16 protein-coding genes are annotated in these 16,199 nt (G+C 44.7%); 9 read left to right on the top strand and 7 right to left on the bottom strand.

Translation table 11 applies throughout. The annotated features are described in order from the left end of the window. Positions 1-83 precede the first annotated feature (83 nt). From cydA to cysS, 5 genes are all read right to left on the bottom strand, one after another. Positions 84-1,670, bottom strand: a complete 1,587-nt coding sequence (cydA, locus tag GOU96_RS10510) for a cytochrome ubiquinol oxidase subunit I (RefSeq protein ID WP_000568053.1) — start codon at positions 1,668-1,670, stop codon at positions 84-86. Between the two features lie 458 nt (positions 1,671-2,128). Beyond that, complete coding sequence (gene ruvB / locus GOU96_RS10505) at positions 2,129-3,133, bottom strand: Holliday junction branch migration DNA helicase RuvB (RefSeq protein WP_000568494.1); 1,005 nt, start codon at positions 3,131-3,133, stop codon at positions 2,129-2,131. A gap of 55 nt (positions 3,134-3,188) precedes the next feature. Next, a complete protein-coding gene (gene ruvA, locus GOU96_RS10500) occupies positions 3,189-3,803 on the bottom strand; it encodes a Holliday junction branch migration protein RuvA (protein WP_000580352.1) in 615 nt (204 codons plus the stop codon). A 93-nt stretch (positions 3,804-3,896) separates the two neighbouring features. After that, entirely contained in the window at positions 3,897-4,418 is a 522-nt protein-coding gene (gene ruvC / locus GOU96_RS10495; RefSeq protein ID WP_000111359.1) for a crossover junction endodeoxyribonuclease RuvC, read from the bottom strand. A gap of 87 nt (positions 4,419-4,505) precedes the next feature. Then, positions 4,506-5,885 (bottom strand): cysteine--tRNA ligase, encoded by a 1,380-nt coding sequence (gene cysS / locus GOU96_RS10490; protein ID WP_258502076.1) that lies wholly within the window; start codon positions 5,883-5,885, stop codon positions 4,506-4,508. Between the two features lie 145 nt (positions 5,886-6,030). On the opposite strand from cysS, the gene GOU96_RS10485 reads away from it, so the two are divergent. From GOU96_RS10485 to GOU96_RS10470, 4 genes are all read left to right on the top strand, one after another. Then, positions 6,031-6,525 carry a peptidylprolyl isomerase gene (locus tag GOU96_RS10485; protein WP_000631302.1) on the top strand — a complete coding sequence of 165 codons (495 nt, stop codon included), beginning with the start codon at positions 6,031-6,033 and terminating at the stop codon, positions 6,523-6,525. A gap of 40 nt (positions 6,526-6,565) precedes the next feature. Next, the gene (gene lpxH / locus GOU96_RS10480) at positions 6,566-7,306 is read left to right on the top strand and encodes a UDP-2,3-diacylglucosamine diphosphatase (RefSeq protein WP_000557001.1); all 741 of its coding nucleotides are present in this window, start codon (positions 6,566-6,568) and stop codon (positions 7,304-7,306) included. A gap of 95 nt (positions 7,307-7,401) precedes the next feature. Further along, a complete protein-coding gene (locus GOU96_RS10475) occupies positions 7,402-8,616 on the top strand; it encodes an EAL and HDOD domain-containing protein (protein WP_057554791.1) in 1,215 nt (404 codons plus the stop codon). Between the two features lie 61 nt (positions 8,617-8,677). After that, positions 8,678-9,133: a YchJ family protein gene (locus GOU96_RS10470; RefSeq protein ID WP_076024745.1), complete on the top strand. Its 456-nt coding sequence runs from the start codon at positions 8,678-8,680 to the stop codon at positions 9,131-9,133. Positions 9,134-9,164: 31 nt separating this feature from the next. On the opposite strand, the gene GOU96_RS10465 is transcribed toward GOU96_RS10470, so the two are convergent. Beyond that, entirely contained in the window at positions 9,165-9,839 is a 675-nt protein-coding gene (locus tag GOU96_RS10465) for a DUF2057 family protein (RefSeq protein ID WP_000773947.1), read from the bottom strand. A gap of 118 nt (positions 9,840-9,957) precedes the next feature. Further along, positions 9,958-10,992, bottom strand: a complete 1,035-nt coding sequence (gene ompT / locus GOU96_RS10460) for a porin OmpT (RefSeq protein WP_001960194.1) — start codon at positions 10,990-10,992, stop codon at positions 9,958-9,960. A gap of 509 nt (positions 10,993-11,501) precedes the next feature. Between ompT and dinG the strand changes: the two genes are divergently transcribed. From dinG to xthA, 5 genes are all read left to right on the top strand, one after another. Then, positions 11,502-13,577 (top strand): ATP-dependent DNA helicase DinG, encoded by a 2,076-nt coding sequence (dinG, locus tag GOU96_RS10455; protein WP_267782380.1) that lies wholly within the window; start codon positions 11,502-11,504, stop codon positions 13,575-13,577. Positions 13,578-13,617: 40 nt separating this feature from the next. Then, positions 13,618-14,394, top strand: coding sequence for a sulfite exporter TauE/SafE family protein (locus GOU96_RS10450; protein WP_001906857.1), 777 nt, complete (start codon positions 13,618-13,620; stop codon positions 14,392-14,394). Beyond that, positions 14,394-14,942: a primosomal replication protein gene (locus tag GOU96_RS10445; RefSeq protein WP_324701959.1), complete on the top strand. Its 549-nt coding sequence runs from the start codon at positions 14,394-14,396 to the stop codon at positions 14,940-14,942. The genes GOU96_RS10450 and GOU96_RS10445 overlap by 1 nt, the downstream gene beginning before the upstream one ends. After that, complete coding sequence (gene rsmS, locus GOU96_RS10440; protein WP_000106922.1) at positions 14,943-15,155, top strand: pleiotropic regulatory protein RsmS; 213 nt, start codon at positions 14,943-14,945, stop codon at positions 15,153-15,155. 211 nt (positions 15,156-15,366) lie between these two features. Then, positions 15,367-16,173, top strand: coding sequence for an exodeoxyribonuclease III (gene xthA, locus GOU96_RS10435; RefSeq protein WP_000864798.1), 807 nt, complete (start codon positions 15,367-15,369; stop codon positions 16,171-16,173). The last annotated feature ends 26 nt before the right edge of the window (positions 16,174-16,199 follow it).

The following is a 16,199-nucleotide window of genomic DNA, read 5'->3' as shown; positions in this document are numbered from 1 at the left end:
AAAACCCACGAGGAGCACACCAATCAGTACCCACCAAATGAGTCGTAAGATCTCGTAATCAAACATGGTTGTTTCTCCTTGCCTTATGCTTCAACTTGGCGGTTGACTTGATCCTGAACAGACTCTGCGCCTTGTTCAAAATGGTAACGTCCGGTTTTCAGGCTGCTTGGGCCTTTACGAGCGAACTTAACCATTAAGTACACTTCTGCAATTAAGAAGATGGTGTACAGTGCCAAAATCGCCAGCATTGAAGTGATGATCTCTCCTGCACTCAATGCAGAAGCGGCAACGTTAACGGGAAGAATTTCACCTACCGCCCAAGGTTGACGACCGTATTCAGCGACAAACCAACCTGTTTCGACCGCAATCCAAGGCAATGGAATACTGAATAGCGCGGCTTTGAGAACCCATTTTTTCTGTTCAATCTTCTGACGACAGGTTTGGATAAAGGCGGCACCAAACACCACTAGCATAATAAAGCCACAAGCCACCATGATGCGGAAAGACCAGAACAGTGGCCATACTGTTGGGATAGAATCATCCGCCGCCGCTTGGATTTGCTCTTCTGTCGCATCCGTCACTTTATCCGTGTAACGCTTCAGAAGTAGGCCATAGCCGAGATCATGTTTTACTTCATCAAAGGCGGCCATGTTTTCCGGCGTTTTTTCACCAGCGCGCAGACGCTCTAGCAGATCGTAAGCGTAAATACCGGTACGAATTCGCTCAACGTGTTCATCACGCAGATCACGCAGACCTACAACTTGTTCGTCGAGTGAACGTGTTGCAATAATCCCTAGTGCAAATGGAATTTTGATCGCGTAGTCGGTGCGCATTTCTTCTTGATTTGGAATACCAAACAAGGTGAACGCTGCAGGTGCTGGCTCGGTGTGCCATTCAGACTCAATCGCCGCCAGTTTCACGCGCTGAACTTCACCAAGCTCATAGCCTGATTCATCACCCAGTACGATAACGGACAGTACTGAAGCCATACCGAATGATGCCGCAATCGCAAATGAACGACGCGCAAAAGCAACATCACGACCTTTCAATAGGTAGTACGCACTGATACCCAAAATGAACATTGCGCCTGTGGTATAGCCTGCCGCAACGGTGTGAACAAACTTCACTTGGGCAACTGGGTTTAGTACCACATCAGCAAAGCTCACCATTTCCATACGCATGGTTTCAAAATTAAACTCTGAGCCTACTGGGTTTTGCATCCAGCCGTTTGCAACCAGAATCCACAGAGCAGAGAAGTTTGAGCCTAATGCGACTAACCAAGTCACGACTAAGTGTTGTCGTTTGGAAAGTCTGTCCCACCCAAAGAAGAATAAACCAACAAATGTAGATTCTAGGAAGAAGGCTACCAGCGCTTCAATCGCAAGTGGAGCACCAAAAATGTCACCTACATAATGAGAATAGTAAGACCAGTTGGTACCAAACTGGAACTCCATGGTAAGGCCTGTTGCCACACCTAGAGCAAAGTTAATCCCGAACAGCTTACCCCAGAATTTGGTCATGTCCTTGTAAATCTGCTTGTCGGTCATGACGTAGAGTGACTCCATGATAGCAAGTAAAAATGCCATCCCTAGAGTGAGGGGAACAAACAGGAAGTGATACATCGCAGTAAGTGCAAATTGCAACCGCGATAAATCAACGACATCGATCATGGTAACTCCTTTGTGTCGGCTGAATGACACGTTCGACATAGAACAACAATTACAATGTTAAAAAAACTATAACACTTTGCTACAAAAAAAATTTGTTGTTGCAACTATGTACCACTATGGTTAGTTAATTGTTAAGTTGTAGCTAATATAGCTATGGCTAATACTAATGCCAAAACCCGCTTGTTTCAAAAGGTTTATAGGAGAATTACGCCTTGATCTAAATCAAGTTTCGCACCAGCCATGTGGTTAATAAACAAACAAAATGATCTAAGTCAAAAGAGGCAAGCAATTTGTGTTACCTACTCGTGAAAAAACCCATGTAATTCGCTTGAAAACAATCAACGGATTAACATCACACCCAAAAAAGCCAACAATTGAGCAAGGAAAGGAAATACAAGAAATGAGAACTTTGTCAAAAAAGAGTATCTCGCTCGGTTTAACAAGCGAGATTTGTAACATTATTTTTCAATACCGAAATGCAAATAAGCGCGATCTGTCGCGATACGACCGCGTGGTGTACGTTGTAAATAACCCTGCTGAATGAGAAATGGCTCAAGAACATCTTCTATCGTATCTTTCTCTTCACCAATGGCTGCCGCAAGGTTATCGATTCCGACTGGGCCACCTGAAAACTTTTCCATTATTGCTAACAGCAGCTTTCTATCCATGTAATCAAAGCCTTGATGGTCAACATCAAGCATATTGAGTGCCCTGTCAGCGGTTTGCGCACAAATATGCCCATCCCCTTTTACTTCGGCATAATCTCGTACCCGGCGCAGCAGGCGATTGGCAATCCGTGGGGTTCCACGTGCACGGCGAGCCACTTCAAGAGCGCCCTCACTATCCATCGAAAGACCGAGACACTGCGCACTACGTTGCACTATGTGTTGTAAATCGGCGACTTTGTAATACTCCAATCGTTGTACAATCCCAAATCGATCACGCAATGGTGAAGTCAGCGAGCCTGCACGTGTGGTGGCTCCAATTAAAGTAAAAGGAGGGAGATCGATTTTGATTGAGCGTGCTGCTGGGCCTTCACCAATCATGATATCGAGTTGGTAATCTTCCATAGCGGGATACAGTACTTCCTCAACCATTGGGCTCAAACGATGGATTTCATCAATAAACAGCACATCGTTTTCTTCAAGATTGGTTAGCAGTGCCGCTAAATCTCCCGCTTTTTCCAATACAGGACCTGAAGTAGTACGAATATTCACGCCCATTTCGTTAGCGACTATGTTGGCCAAGGTGGTTTTACCCAAGCCCGGAGGCCCGAAAATCAGCAGATGGTCTAAGGCTTCTTGGCGCATTTGTGCCGCTTGAATGAAGATTTCCATCTGATCACGAACATGATCTTGACCTTGGTAATCGGCAAGCTTTTTGGGACGAATCGCTCGATCAATCACTTCCTCATCTTTGAAGTGGTTGCTGGTTGGAGCGATTAAACGATCGGCTTCTATCATATTTTCTCTATTGGTTTAATGGCGACTGTTTTTAACGACGGCAAAACGTGAATCGTTACACCATAGATTTGAGCGCTTCACGGATCAACTCTTCACTGCTCATTCCTGCTTTAGCCACTTGCGATACCGCTTTGGAAGCTTGAGGGGGCTTGTAACCTAGCGCCAATAGCGCGCTCATGGCTTCTTCCTGAGCATTTTGAGCAATCACGGGCGTAGAATCGACAGGTGCCGCATCGGTTGCAGGTGTAAAGAGATCACCCACTCCCCATCCTTTCAGGCGATCTTTCATTTCCACCACCAATCGCTCAGCCGTCTTCTTCCCAACTCCCGGTAATTTAATGAGGGTAGAGATATCTTCTTTTTCCACACAAGTCACAAACTGATTGGCTGTCATGCCAGAAAGTATTGCTAGCCCCATTTTGGGCCCCACCCCATTAGCTTTGATCACCTCGCGAAAGAGTGCTCGCTCATTGACCGTGTTAAATCCGTACAATAGCTGTGCATCTTCCCGAACGACAAAATGAGTATAGATGATGGCTTCTTCACCAATATTGGGAAGTTCGTAAATACAACTCATCGGCATTTGTACTTCATAGCCAATCCCGCCGATTTCAATCAAAATTTGTGGCGGGAGTTTTTCAATCAGCGTACCGCGAAGACGTCCAATCACGTGGGATTCCTTACTTGATGAGGGAGCAAAAATATGCCCAAGATGATAATCAATAACTGGATGGATAGCCAGTAAAAAGCATATTGAACCTGTTTACCGATAGCGACCTTTTCGAGCACTCGTCGCTTGACCAGCGAGCGCGATGAGGGTTTTGTTGGTATTAGCGTGACAGATCGCCACCCCTAATGCATCCGCAGCGTCCGCTTGCGGCTTACCGGGTAACTTCAACATTTGTTGCACCATATGCTGCACTTGGCTTTTATCCGCCGCCCCCGTTCCAACCACCGCCTGTTTGATGAGGCGCGCAGCATACTCATAAACGGGTAAATCCGCATTCACCGCTGCGACAATCGCACTACCCCGCGCTTGGCCAAGTTTTAACGCAGAGTCTGCATTCTTAGCCATAAAGACTTGCTCAATTGCAAAGGCATCCGGCTGAAATTGGGTGATGATTTCACTCACGCCCGCATAGATTTGTTTCAGGCGTAACGGTAACTCGAGATCGGAAGTACGGATACAACCGCTACCGAGGTAGATAAGGTGTCGTCCTTGTTGACGAATCACACCATACCCCGTCACGCGCGATCCAGGATCAATCCCTAAGATGACAGACATAACTCACTTGCCTTGTTCGTTTAAAGATGGGCTACACGTGCCAGAAAAAGAGAGTGGGCTTTCGCCCACCCTTTCATTTGTTGCTCGTTACTTACGACGCCAAGTTGTACCATTAGGTCCATCTTCAAGCACAATTCCCATTTCGTTTAACGTATCACGCGCCATATCTGCATTAGCCCAATCTTTCGCGGCACGAGAATCATTGCGTAACTTGATTAATGCTTCTATTTGCGCCGCATCTTCATCTTCCGCACTACCTTGGAAGAAAGCCTCAGGCTCTTGGTAAAGAATACCGATCACATCTGCCAACTCACGCATTAAGCTGCCCAAAGCGCTCGCATTGGTCATATCTTCACTCTTGAGTCGATTGATTTCACGAGCCATATCAAACAGCACCGAATACGCTTCTGGCGTATTGAAATCATCGTTCATAGCAGCAGTAAAGCGCGTCACGTACTCTTCGCCCCCCGCAGCTGGCACGCTACGATCTAAACCACGCAGAGCGTTATAGAGCCGCTCTAGTGAAGCACGCGCTTGATTGAGATTCTCTTCACTGTAGTTTAATTGGCTTCTGTAGTGGCCTGACATCAAGAAATAACGCACTGTTTCTGCATCATAATGGCCCAAAACATCGCGGATAGTGAAGAAGTTACCGAGTGATTTCGACATCTTCTCTTTATCCACCATTACCATACCACTGTGCATCCAAGTGTTGACGTACTGGGTATTATGGGCGCAGCAAGATTGCGCAATTTCGTTTTCATGATGTGGGAATTGCAAGTCAGAACCACCACCGTGGATATCGAAATGGTTACCCAAAATTGATGAGTTCATCGCTGAACACTCGATGTGCCAGCCCGGACGACCAGGACCCCAAGGGGATTCCCATGTTGGCTCACCCGGTTTCGACATTTTCCAGAGCACGAAATCCAGCGGACTGCGTTTTGCCGCTTCGATATCCACACGTGCTCCCGCTTGGAGTTGATCAAGATCTTGCTTGGAAAGTTTACCGTACTCGCTGTATTGGCTCACTTCAAACATCACATCACCGTTATCAGCAACATAAGCAAAACCACGCTCAATCAGGCGCTCAACCAGAGCAATGATCTCTTCGATATAAGCCGTCGCACGTGGTTCAACATCGGGACGTTTGATATTCAGGGCATCGAAATCCGCATACATTTCTTGAATCAAGCGTTCTGTCAATGATTCGCACGTTTCTGCGTTTTCTGCAGCACGCTTGATGATCTTGTCATCGATGTCGGTGATGTTACGCACAAAGGTCAGATCGTAGCCAAGGTAACGAAGATAACGAGCTACCACGTCAAATGAAACAAATGTCCGCCCATGTCCGATATGACAGAGATCATAAATAGTGACTCCACACACATACATGCCCACTTTGCCGGCAACGATTGGTTTAAATTCCTCTTTCTGTCTTGTGAGTGAGTTATAAATCTTCAACATGATCTCTATCTGATTACCATCAAAATTATAAATGGCGGACAGTATAACAACTCAAAGATTACTAGGTCATCCATTTGATGTTTTGAATGCACAAAAAGTTAGGCTAAACTCTGGCTCTCAATGGATAAATGCGAAGGTAAAACTCATGATCACCCTGCATACCAATTTTGGTGACATCAAAATTCAGCTCAACTTTGAAAAAGCGCCAGTAACCAGCGCAAACTTTGAGCAATATTGCCGTGAAGGTTTCTATGACAACACTCTCTTTCACCGTGTGATTGACGGCTTTATGATTCAAGGCGGCGGTATGACCTCGGGACTGCGTGAAAAAGAGACTCGCGATCCTATTCGTAACGAAGCAAATAATGGTCTGAGCAATAAAGTGGGTACGATTGCCATGGCGCGCACCATGGATCCTCACTCAGCGAGCTCACAATTCTTCATTAACGTGAATAACAACACTTTCCTCGATTTTCGTTCTGAAAGTCGTGATGGTTGGGGTTACTGCGTGTTTGGTGAAGTGGTTGAAGGCATGGACATCGTTAATAAGATCAAGGGCGTGAGCACCGGTTCTTATGGCATGCACCAAGATGTCCCTCTAGAGGAAGTGGTGATCACTGGCACCACTATCGAAGCTTAATTTTACTCGGAGCGCTTAGGCGCTCCTTTTGCTGTGAAACATGCATACACTATTTATTTCCGATCTTCATCTCTCCCCCAAGCATCCTGATATCACCGCTTCCTTCATTCAATTTATGCGCGAAGAAGCCATCCAAGCAGATGCACTTTATGTCCTTGGCGACCTATTTGATTTTTGGATTGGAGATGATGACCCAACCGCCTTTGCCGAGCAGATTAAATCCGAGTTTCGCCAACTGACTCAACAAGGTGTGCCATGCTATTTCACTAAAGGAAATCGCGATTTTCTGGTTGGGAAACGGTTTGCTCAACAAACAGGAGTACAGCTGTTACCGGATGAAGCCGTGATCGACTTATATGGGCAAAAAGCCGTCGTACTGCATGGAGATACACTCTGCACCCAAGATACACGCTACCTTGCATTTCGAGCCAAAGTACATCAGCCTTGGTTACAGCGATTATTTGGACTTCTTCCTTTTGCACTTAAGCAAAAGCTTGTCCGCAAAATACAGTCAGACATACGAGATGACAAACAACATAAGTCCATGATGATCATGGATGTTACACCCAGCGAAGTCATCGCGGTTATGTATCGATATAACGTAGATTTAATGATTCACGGTCATACACACCGCCCTGCAATTCACTCCATTCAAACCGATGACCAGACTCTCAAAACACGGATTGTGTTAGGAGATTGGTATAGCCAAAGCTCGATCTTGGTCTATTCTAAACTAACTGGCTACTCATTATTGTCGAGACCACTCATAAATATTGAGTAATCAATTAGTAATAACCATGTTCTTGACCAATACTTATCTCGGTAAACCCTTAAAATACTGACAAAAGAAACAACAACCCGAAAATAGGTAAATCTTTGAAGTACTCGTATGTCGCTAGACAACCCATATTGGATCGTGAAAAAAGCACCATCGGTTACGAACTTCTCTTTCGTGATGGGCCTAAAAACACGTTTCCAGACATCGATCCCGAGGAAGCCACTAGCCGCCTCCTTTCCGATCATTTCTTGACCGCACACTACAGCACTCTGGGTGATCTTCTTGGATTCGTAAACTTCCCTTATCAAAGTTTACTCAATATGGTGCCCACGCTGTTTCCGGTTAAAAGTCTGGTTGTCGAAATTCTTGAAGATTGCCCACCAACCCCTGAACTACTCAGTGCTATCAAAAAAATGGCTCAGCTCGGATACAAAATTGCACTGGATGATTTTATCCCAAGCAATGATTGGAAAGCATTTCTACCTTATATCTCGATTATCAAATTTGATATTCGTCTCGTGCCTATCCCGAAAGCCAAGCTCTTTATCAATAAACTGCGCTCCATGAAAATTGAGTTTCTGGCCGAAAAAGTTGAAACCTACGAAGAGTTTGAACAGGCCAAGCAAGCGGGTTTCCACTATTTTCAAGGTTACTTTTTTAGTAAGCCTGAAATTATTCAGCGCAAAGCCCTGCAACCCTCTTTTCTGACCATTGTGCAACTACTTAAAGAAGTCGCGAAACCCGAAGTTGATTTTCGTGAAATTGAAACGATTGTCGCCAAAGACATTTCTCTTTCATATAAGCTACTCACGTTCGTAAACTCTTCAGCAACAGTGAGTTCAAAAATCCAATCTTTCCGTCAAGCGCTGGTCTATCTAGGGCAACAGAAACTCCGTAAATTCATTTCGCTCGTTGCGATTGCTTCAACACAAGATTCCAAACCAGACTATCTTTATAATCTTGCCATTCTACGCGCCCGCTTTTGCGAAATGCTCAGTGAACGAGTGCCGGCAAACATTGCCCCCGGAACCGGATTTCTAACCGGTATGTTTTCTGTGCTAGACAGCCTACTTGATCAGTCTCTTGATTCCATTGTGAAAGAAATGCCCATCGAGGAAGAAGTCAAACAGGCCTTAACTCAAGGCAGTGGCACTTTAGGGCAAATATTGGCATTGAATAAAGCTTATGAAATGGCGGATTGGGGGCAAGTTGTGACTCTTGGACAAGCACTTAACCTTCCAAACGAGGCACCAACAGAATGCTATATCGAAGCCGTCAAATGGACAGCCGATCTTCTTGGTGTACAAACCTAAACTGGTAATTACGCTTACGGGCCGATAAACTCCATCTACCTACTCAACGTTTATCTTTTCTATGTCCTGTTATTGCGGAAATACTCAACCTTACTCGCAATGTTGCGAACCTATTCATCTCAATCCTCACAGTGCTCAACTTCCTGAACAGCTGATGCGAGCACGTTTTAGTGCCCATATTTTAAAGAATGTTGAGTTTGTGATTGAAACATACCATCCCTCTTGCCAAGCCAGTAATGAGCGTGATGCGATTAGCGAATCGGTACATAGCCATTGGCTTCGCCTTGAGATCATTTCGACCCAAATTGGCTCAACCCCTAACGAAGGTTTTGTTCACTTTAAAGCGTTTCTTGATCAAGAGGGTAAAGTGTTTTGCCTTGAAGAGCGCTCTCGATTTCTAAAAGAAAATAACTGTTGGTTTTATATTGAAGGTGAATTTCCCACCGCCATCAAACAAGGCCGTAACGACCCTTGTGCTTGCGGTAGTGGCAAGAAATATAAAAAGTGCTGTGGATAATAGAGTAAAGCCTGCATGCGCAGGCTTTCGCTTATTCTTGATCGACCATCCATTTCTTAAACGCTTTGCGTTCTTCTTTTGAGGCTTTGCTATACCAAAGTTGAAGTTGAGTAAGGTTATTTGATGATCCGACTACTTCTAATGGTTGAGAAGCTTCGCTCATAATAACTTGTGTCGTATTTTCAGATAGCTGAGCCTCATTAGTAACTACTTTCAGGTATCCGATCGCAGCAACCCCTCCATTTTGGTTATATTCTGTAGCTTCTTGGCTGTAATTTCTGCCCCATTGAACACCTGGATTGAGTAGTTTGTCTTCTACTAGAGCGACAGATTGCCCTTTTTCGTCAACAAGTTGCCACTCCATTGTTTGAATTTTCTCATTTGCTTCTTTTATATTGCGATAACTAGGAATCTTAAAGTGAAGAGTGGCATTTTCACTCTCAAATTTTGCAATAATTGTATCGCTATATACCTTCTTAACATCGTCACCATCATCGAAAGTAGGAATATAACGAAACACAATCTGGTTCGTGCCATCTTTAAGCATAATCGTTTTATCACCAAATAATCCGCCTTCAGATTTTGGTTTTTGCATATTTACAGAAAGTAAATCAATATTTTCTGGCACTTTTAATACTACATCGGCTAATGAGTGACCTGCTGAAAATGACAACAGAAGACCTAAAATCAGTGGGTTAAGTTTCATTATCTAACTACCTTGTTTCATATAAAAATAAACACAACAACAATAATCACTTATCTTGCACATCACAATAAAAAAGCCCGGCAGCAGCCGGGCTTTCTCAATAAACGTGTTCGAGATCTTACCAGTAGATACGAGCACCGATACCAAAGTTATTAGCGCTGTCGACTTTCGTCGCTTTAACTTCTGCGTCAGAACCCTTGTTGGTGTAACCCAGAGTTGTACCATCGCCGTAGCCATACTCAGCATATACACGAGCCCAGCTTGCAAATTTGTATTCAACACCTAGGTAAACAAGAGTACCATCTTCATCTGCGCCAGTGTTCGCTTCTTGCATCACATACTCATAGCCAGCATACAACTTTGTCTTGTCAGCAACTTTGTATGTACCAGCAACAGAAATAGCGTCTTCATCGATCACTAGTGGGTTATTTTCTACATCTAGTTCTGCGTTGTAGTAAGTAACACCAATCAGTGCATCACCAATAGTGTACTCACCTGTCACTTCAAAGTAACTATTTGTTACGTCAGCTTTAATATCTGTGGTTGTTGTGCCAACCGTATTACTACCAACTTTGAATGCTTTATCACGGTTTTGACCACCACCAGCGTGCACAGCCAAATCACCAAATGTTGCACCTACATACAGTTCTGCTAGCTCTTGCTTTGCATTATCTTCTGGAAAACCGTAACCAGCTTTAACCCAGAAGCTGTCAGCTTCGTAAACATACTTGACTTGAGAATCGTGTAGTGCATCAGACAGTGTGCCGTAACGAAGACCTGTACCACCAAAGAAATAAGAGTAGTCAGCACCGTATACATCATCAGATGTAGTCCATTGTTTGCCAAGGCTAAACTTACCAAAATTAGTTTTTACACCAAGAATGTGGTTACGAACATACATATCGCCACTGTCTTTTAGTGCGAATTCCACTTTACCTTGTAACGCTAAGCTATCGTTAACGGTGTAGTTTGCATCAACACCAGCGCGCGAAGAACCAGAACCAATTGTTGGATCTTTATCTTCTAAGAATTTCAATTCTGTACGTAGCTGACCGTAGAAATCAACTGTGCCAGCATCTGATTTTAGAATTTCAGTTGCGTTTACAGAGCTTGCTGCTGCAAGCACTGCGAGTGCTAATAGAGTTTTTTTCATGTTAATCCACTGCCTTTTCTTAATGTGGGAATTCCTTGTCCGGTTCCCTGTTTTTTGAAGGTGGTTTTCCAACTCTTTGTTTGGTCACCACCGCCATTAGATTCGTGGTTAAGATTGCAAAAGAATATTCTGCATGTCAAATACCATAAAAAAAACAAAGAAAAAAAACATAAAATATTAAAATTCAATAAATTACATTGATTTCATGATTTTTTTCGGCTTAGTTCTTAACAAAAACAGACGAAATCACAGGATTACAACCCGACAGAAAAATAGAATAAAACTCCAAAAATTAACATTTAAATGGCGAAATTAGGATATTAATAAAAATCAAACCTAGGAATTGGAGCTATATATTTTTTATAAAACAAAATAAATTTAAGTCTCTGAAGGTTCAGTTTTTATTTGTGAACAAGATCTAGATTTCTATTAAAAGCATACGATTTCGTGAAGTAGGTATCACTCAGTGATCTGTGCTACCATCGCGCCATCGCACTTTGGACACCTCTATGCTGACAAAAAACATTCAAGATTCCATTCGCAACAGTTATCAAAACCTACAAAATCAATTGGAAAATTTCATTCCTCGTCGCGCTCAAAATTTCCTAGTTGCCGAGATGGCCAAAACCCTTTGTGGGACTTATCACAAATCGACTCGAATGTTAGTGGCAGAAGCAGGAACAGGCATAGGAAAGTCTCTCTCCTATTTAATGGCGGTTATCCCTGTGGCGGTGGTCAATAAGCGGAAAGTCGTGATCTCCACAGCCACAGTGGCTCTTCAAGAGCAACTGCTCAATAAAGACTTACCGCTTTACCGCAGGATCAGTGATCAAAACTTCTCATTTATTCTTGCGAAAGGCCGTCAACGTTATTGTTGTAGTGAACGTTTAGCCGCAGCCTGTGGGATTGATGATGGGCAAATCGCGCTATTTGAAAGTAAACCCAAACCTTATGAGACAGAGCTGCTTGTAGAGCTGCATACTGCCCTGAGCCAAGGGAAATGGGATGGTGACCGCGATGGCTGGCCAAGCCCGATTAGTGATGAATTGTGGTCAGTCATTGTCAGCGATAAACATAGTTGTAATGGCAGCTTTAGTGCTCATCGTCACTGTCCATTTCAGAAGGCACGTTCAGAACTGGATAAGGCCGATGTGATTATTGCTAACCATAGCCTAGTGATGGCCGACGCGGATTTAGGCGGGGGCGTTATCCTGCCCGCCCCCGAAGAAACGATTTATGTTTTTGACGAAGCGCACCATCTCCCTACGGTCGCGCGCGAACATGCATCGGCAGCCGCGACATTGAAAGGAGCTGCGAGCTGGCTAGAAAAGCTCAATCAATCCTTATCCAAGTTCACCGCTCTAGGTGATGAAAAACGTGCCGAGCGATTCGCTGAAGAGGCGCGCACGGCGATACAGTACTTAATCCCGACTTTGAATCAATTACCCAAACAGTTTGTGGCGGAACAATTTGTTGAGGGAATTTACCGTTTTGAGCACGGCGAGTTACCACAATGGCTGGCTGATGAGTCACAAGCACTTAGTAAGTCATCACAAAAAGCGATGCAATCTGTGAGTAAAGTAGCTGATTTAATTGCTGAAAAAGTAAAAGAAGGCGAACTTGCAACACGCATTGCTGAACCTGCGTTGGGCGAATTGGGGTTTTACGTACAACGTTTAGAAAACTTGACCCAAGTATGGCAACTAATGGCAAAACCTAACAAAGATAAGGGAGCACCTTTAGCACGCTGGCTTGAAGTCAGTCCTGAACGCGAAGGTGACTATTTAGTCAGTGTTTCGCCACTCGAAATCGGCTGGCAACTGGATCAGCAGCTTTGGAGCCGCTGTGTGGGCGCGATATTAGTTTCTGCAACCTTAAGAGCATTAAATTCATTCAGCTTCTTCTGTCGGCAAGCTGGGATCAGTGACAAAGCGGAAGATGGAGTGCAATTTTTAGCTTTAGCCTCGCCATTTGATTACCCTACGCAAGGTGAATTGCTGATCCCAAAAATGGAAATGGAGCCACAAGCCGAGGGCTATACCGCCTATTTAGCCAAAAAAGTATTGTGTTATCTGCAAGCTGACAAAGCCAATTTGGTCCTCTTTGCTTCTTATTGGCAAATGCGTGAAGTGGCAGAGTCTTTAAAAGTCGAGTTCACAAAACGTGGTTGGGCACTGCAGGTGCAAGGTGAGAAATCTCGATCAGAAATTCTAAATAAACATAAAAAGCTGATTGAAAAACAGAAAACCAGTGTTTTATTTGGCACTGGAAGTTTTTCGGAAGGTCTAGATCTGCCCGGTGAACTCCTCGAAAATCTGATCATCACCAAAATCCCCTTTGCCGTTCCAACCTCTCCGGTAGAACAAGCACATGCCGAATATATTCAAGAGCTGGGCGGTAACCCTTTCATGCAAATTACCGTTCCTGAAGCCAGCAAAAAGCTCATCCAGTCTGTTGGACGTCTACTGCGCAAAGAGCGGGATTCTGGTAGAGTGGTCATCCTTGATCGGCGGGTAGTATCAAAGCGTTACGGAAAAGCGTTGTTGGATGCCTTACCGCCCTTTAAGCGCACGATTGAATACTGATAATAACGATTAACTCACCACAATTAGGATTGCGCTTTTGATGGAATGGATAGAACCCACCACGATAATGGTGCTGGCTCTTGTTGCTTTTATTGCCGGATTTATCGATGCGGTCGCAGGCGGCGGCGGAATGTTGACCGTACCAGCACTACTTTCGCTAGGTTTACCGCCTCATTTGGCTTTGGGAACCAATAAATTAGCTGCGACGTTTGCTTCATCAACCGCGGCATGGACTTACTATCGTCAAAAACTCTTTGATCCTGCATGTTGGAAACGCGCTTTTATTGCAACCTTGATTGGCGCCATACTGGGCACCTTGGCCGTTGATGCGATCAGCACGGATTGGCTACGTAAAGTACTCCCGCTGATTATTCTGGCTGCGGCTTTATATACGGTTTTGCATCGCCCCCATCAAACGGAACAAAGTGTCACGCCGGAACCATGCCCTAAATTGCATCGCAAGCAGATCCTGCAAGGCATAGGGCTAGGATTTTATGATGGCTTAGCGGGTCCTGGCACTGGCGCGTTCTGGACGGTCAGCTCAATGGCGCTGTATCGCTTCAATATCCTACTGGCTTCGGGACTTGCCAAAGCTATGAATTTAACCAGTAATTTCACCTCACTGGTGACTTTTGCCGTACTCGGCCATATTGATTGGCTGTTGGGTTTGACCATGGGAGTCTGTTTGATGGCGGGAGCGTACGTCGGAGCTCATTCAGCCATTCGCTTTGGAGCCCCGTTTATCCGTCCCCTATTTATTTTAGTGGTCACGATTTTGGCGGGAAAATTAGCTTATGACGCATGGTGGGTGGGATGATGGAGAGCTACAGCAAATTTCATACGATTCTCAACGAGCTCAAGCATTCTGCCGCCCAGCTCGACCGTCAACGTGGTGAACATCATCGCCCATTATTTGATGAGGTGTTATTCCATTGCCACGGAAAGCTATTAACACCTTGTGTTGAAGAAGCTCATTCAACGCTGCAAGCCTTAATCCGTGAAAAAGAGAGTGGACGTTTGACGGCATTGCGCGCGGAATATTTATCTGAACGGCTACTTGCACAAATCGCCGCACTGACTCGTGAGCTTTCAACTCAAAATGTGCGCCGTAACGAACCGAGACCACACGCTTATTTTAAAAAAACCATTAATGAGCTTTCTCAGGAGCTGGCTCAACATCAAGATTGGGAACGACGTTTGATGGATTTGGTGCGTGATAAAGCCCTCTTGCTTGAACAAGCCTCGGCAACAGAAAAAGCGGCGGCTCAACAAGCTCTGTTGCAATCCGAGCAGCGACTCAACCGCTGCCGTGATGCAAAAATAAAAATTGAGAAACGAATTACCACTCAAGAGAGAAAAGCGTAAATGTCGACTCCATCGATTCCACTGAATGAAGCCTCTGATGAGATCAAACTCGCGGTCGATCTTATCTATTTATTAGAGTCTCATGCAATTGAGCCCCACATAGCGCTTGCTGCGCTTGAGATCGTCAAACGCGATTTTGAACAAAAACTGGCAGACACTGCAGTATCACCCAGTATTCAACCACAAACCATCGCCCCCCTGTCAGACGAGTAACTCTCGTCTGACAACGCTTGGCCTCAGTTCACTTTAAACTGCCCGACGAGAGTTTGTTGTTCAAACGACAGCCGCGCAATTTTCCTACCCACTTTTTCGGATCTTATTTTTTCTTACTTTGTTGGTTCACTATTAAACCAATAATTCGCCGGACTTGAGATCCCGAGCTTAGGTGATAACATCAGTCCCAAGTCAACCAAAAGGAATCGCAATGAAAGTTATCAGCTTCAACATAAATGGACTCAGAGCCAGATTGCATCAACTGCAAGCGTTGATCGACAAGCATCAACCTGATGTGATTGGCCTACAAGAGATCAAAGTCCATGATGAGGCGTTTCCTCGTCAAGAAGTCGAGGCCATGGGCTATCAAGTCTATTTTCACGGTCAAAAAGCGCACTACGGTGTGGCCATTTTATGCAAACAAACGCCTGTCGAAGTGATCAAAGGCTTTCCAACCGACAATGAAGAACACCAAAAGCGCATGATCATGGCGACATTCGCTGATCAAAATGGGCAAAAGACCACCATTCTCAATGGCTATTTCCCACAAGGTGACAACGTCGAACACGAAACCAAGTTTCCTTACAAACGTCAGTTTTATCGTGATTTGATGACCTATCTGCGTGAACACCGCAGTAATTCAGAGCGTCTGGTCGTTATGGGTGACATCAATATCAGCCCACTCGATCTGGATATTGGTATCGGCGAAGCCAACCGCAAACGCTGGTTACAAACAGGAAAATGTTCATTTCAACCAGAAGAGCGTGAGTGGTTACAAACGCTTTTAGATTGGGGATTGGTCGATACTTTCCGCCAATTGCATCCTGACGTCAGTGACCAATTTTCGTGGTTTGATTACCGCTCACGCGGCTTTGAAGACAACCGTGGGCTTCGAATCGATGTGATTTTGGCAACACCAACTCTGGCTGAAACCTGCCAAGAAGCAGGCATCGATTATGAGTTACGTGCGATCGATAAACCTTCCGATCATGCGCCTATCTGGGCAACATTCAAGTAATCGAGTGCTCTGACGGCTTACTTAAA

It is taken from the genome of Vibrio sp. R-1 (genome assembly GCF_035615595.1).
GTDB lineage: Bacteria > Pseudomonadota > Gammaproteobacteria > Enterobacterales > Vibrionaceae > Vibrio > Vibrio cholerae.
This window is presented reverse-complemented; position numbering and strand designations above follow the sequence as displayed.